The organism is Sporomusa sp., from assembly GCF_035561255.1.
Classification (GTDB): domain Bacteria; phylum Bacillota; class Negativicutes; order Sporomusales; family Sporomusaceae; genus Sporomusa.
Genome location: NZ_DATMXX010000074.1, coordinates 1 through 2,464 on the forward strand (window position 1 = coordinate 1; position 2,464 = coordinate 2,464).

At 39.9% G+C, this 2,464-nt stretch carries 3 protein-coding genes; 2 read left to right on the forward strand and 1 reads right to left on the reverse strand.

The genetic code is table 11. From position 1 onward, the window contains the following. Positions 1-120: 120 nt before the first annotated feature. Together VN379_RS04580 and VN379_RS04585 are read left to right on the forward strand one after the other, a co-directional pair. Positions 121-813 carry a response regulator transcription factor gene (locus VN379_RS04580; protein WP_325531259.1) on the forward strand — a complete coding sequence of 231 codons (693 nt, stop codon included), beginning with the start codon at positions 121-123 and terminating at the stop codon, positions 811-813. After that, positions 791-2,092, forward strand: coding sequence for a HAMP domain-containing sensor histidine kinase (locus VN379_RS04585; protein ID WP_325531261.1), 1,302 nt, complete (start codon positions 791-793; stop codon positions 2,090-2,092). Before VN379_RS04580 ends, VN379_RS04585 begins: the two co-directional genes overlap by 23 nt. A 65-nt stretch (positions 2,093-2,157) precedes the next feature. On the opposite strand, the gene VN379_RS04590 is transcribed toward VN379_RS04585, so the two are convergent. Beyond that, positions 2,158-2,352, reverse strand: a complete 195-nt coding sequence (locus tag VN379_RS04590; RefSeq protein WP_325531263.1) for a DUF378 domain-containing protein — start codon at positions 2,350-2,352, stop codon at positions 2,158-2,160. Positions 2,353-2,464 lie beyond the last annotated feature (112 nt).

Consider the following 2,464-nt stretch of genomic DNA (forward strand, 5'->3'; position numbering starts at 1 on the left):
ATTTAGAACCACACCTGAAGTTTTTAACTCTCAACTGATGCGAAATTCTGCTGGATTTAGTTATTATAGTATTAATAACTGATATAATATTGCTAGGTGACAGATAAAGGGGTTTTAGATATGCACGTGTTGTTGGCTGAGGATGATACAAAACTTGGTAGATTGATTAAGCATATGTTAGAAAAATCTGAGATACAAGTGGATTGGGTAGTACAAGGAGATATGGCATTAGATTACGCTACCTATTCTGCATATGATGTGGTAATCTTGGACTGGATGATGCCAGAACATACAGGGATCTACGTATGTGAACAGTTGCGGAAACAGGGTTATCAAGGTGCTATTTTAATGTTGACGGCTAAAGATGCCTTGGAAGATAGGGTTTTGGGGTTGGATACAGGGGCCGATGACTATCTGGTAAAGCCCTTTGAATTTGCAGAACTACTTGCCAGGCTTAGGGCTTTGTCACGGCGTAGCAGCGCTAAATTACAAGAAGATGTAGTGGAGTTAGGAAACCTTATGCTCCTTCGCTCAACACGTAGTATTAGGCAGGGGGATATCGAGGTTCAACTTACCAGCCGTGAATTTCAGTTACTCGATTTGCTTGTTCAAAACAAAGGACATGTTGTCCCCCGCGAGGTGATCCTGGATAAGATCTGGGGCTTAGAGACAGACATATCATCAAATAATCTGGATGCGTATGTGCGATTACTCCGGAGAAAGATTAATTGGTCTGATGCAAACATTGTCTTGCAAAACATCAGGGGGATAGGTTATAAATTGGAGGATAATGATGTTTGCTCATATTCGTAACCGGTTGACTATGCTTTATTCCGGTATTATGGTTTTATTTTTACTCACGTTTATTATCACTAGTTATGTCGGATTGATTTGGGTACTTTACCATGAGGAACAATATGATGTACAGGCAATTACGGAAGAGGAAGCAAGAGAGCATGTCCTTATTTTAAAACAAAAACAAGCAGAGATACTACCCCACTCACAAGAAGACCATGCTGAATACAATATTGAAGAAAAAATATTTTATTATGTGTTTGATAGTAATGGAAAACAAGTCTTACAGGATGAGCCTGCTAATGAATTACGTACAGAGGTACAGGATGCTATTCAAAACTGGAATGAACAGGATGGTAAGGCAAGTCTAAAGATATTCTCTCTGGCAAATGGTGAAAGTGCTTTCGTAATGATGTGCAGCAAAAAAATTTATGACGGCAGTCAAACATTAGGAAGCATTTTTGTAGGTGAGGATTTGACAGCCTATTATCAAATGCTAAAGAAACTAATGGAGATGCTGCTTGCAGTCGCTATCTTATTTCTTCTTATTGCAGCTTTTATTGGTCATACACTTGCAGGGCGCACTATTATACCTATTAGGCAGTCTTTCATGCGGCAACGGCAATTTGCTGCAGATGCCTCACATGAACTGCGGACCCCGCTTAGTGTACTTATGACCTCTGTGGATGCGGTGCAGACAGATGATGAGAGTAGTTTATCATCATTTTCAAGCCAAGTACTTGTGGATATGAAGAGTGAGATTAAAAGGATGTCAAAACTTGTGTCTGATTTATTGATCCTTGCCCGGGGCGATGCCGGGGTAACAACTATGCATAAAGAGAGGTTTAATTTATACAGTGTAACTGAACAGGTTATTCGCATTCTGCAAACGGCGGCAATGGAAAAAAATATAAGGCTGGAGCTGAGCGGCAGCAACAACATTTTTGTTGTTGCAGACCAAGAAAGAATGAAGCAGTTATTACTGATACTGATTGATAATGCAATCAAATATACCTCCGCTGGCGGTAAGGTAACTCTTTTGATTAAAATGGTGCATGGTTTGAAACAAGGAGTCAATATTATCGTGCAAGACAGTGGTGTTGGTATTCCTCAAGAGCAGCAACACCTGATTTTTGAACGTTTTTATAGAATAGACAAAGTAAGATCAAGAGAAGAAGGCGGTACTGGTCTAGGGTTATCTATTGCTAAATGGATAGCAGAGGCACATGGCGGGACAATAAGTATAGATAGCGCTCCAGGCAAGGGGAGTACCTTTATTGTGACTTTCCCATTGTAATAAGAGTTATAGATAAACCCCTGCTCTGACAAGCGAGCAGGGGTTTTATTATCGTGTTTTAACTGCTAAATGCGGCTACGATCTCTAAATAGGAGCGACATAGAGTAAATACCAGCTAAGCCTACCAAACTGTACACGATGCGGCTTAAGAAGGATTGCTGTCCCCCAAAAATGGTTGCTACCAAATCAAAGCTAAATAAACCGACAAGCAGCCAGTTTAATGCACCAACAATGACAAGGATCAGAGCGATTCTATCCATATGACTCCTCCTTCTTAAGTGTTATTTATGGTCTATCCTTATTATGATCAGATTACTAATAATACATTCCTACAAATGCTGGCTAAGCTGGTTTTTTTTGACGCTATACTAT

Coding starts and splice junctions, on each gene's coding strand:
- VN379_RS04585 (WP_325531261.1), top strand. CDS start 791: ATGATGTTTGCTCATATTCGTAACCGGTTGACTATGCTTTATTCCGGT.
- VN379_RS04590 (WP_325531263.1), bottom strand. CDS start 2,352: ATGGATAGAATCGCTCTGATCCTTGTCATTGTTGGTGCATTAAACTGG.
- VN379_RS04580 (WP_325531259.1), top strand. CDS start 121: ATGCACGTGTTGTTGGCTGAGGATGATACAAAACTTGGTAGATTGATT.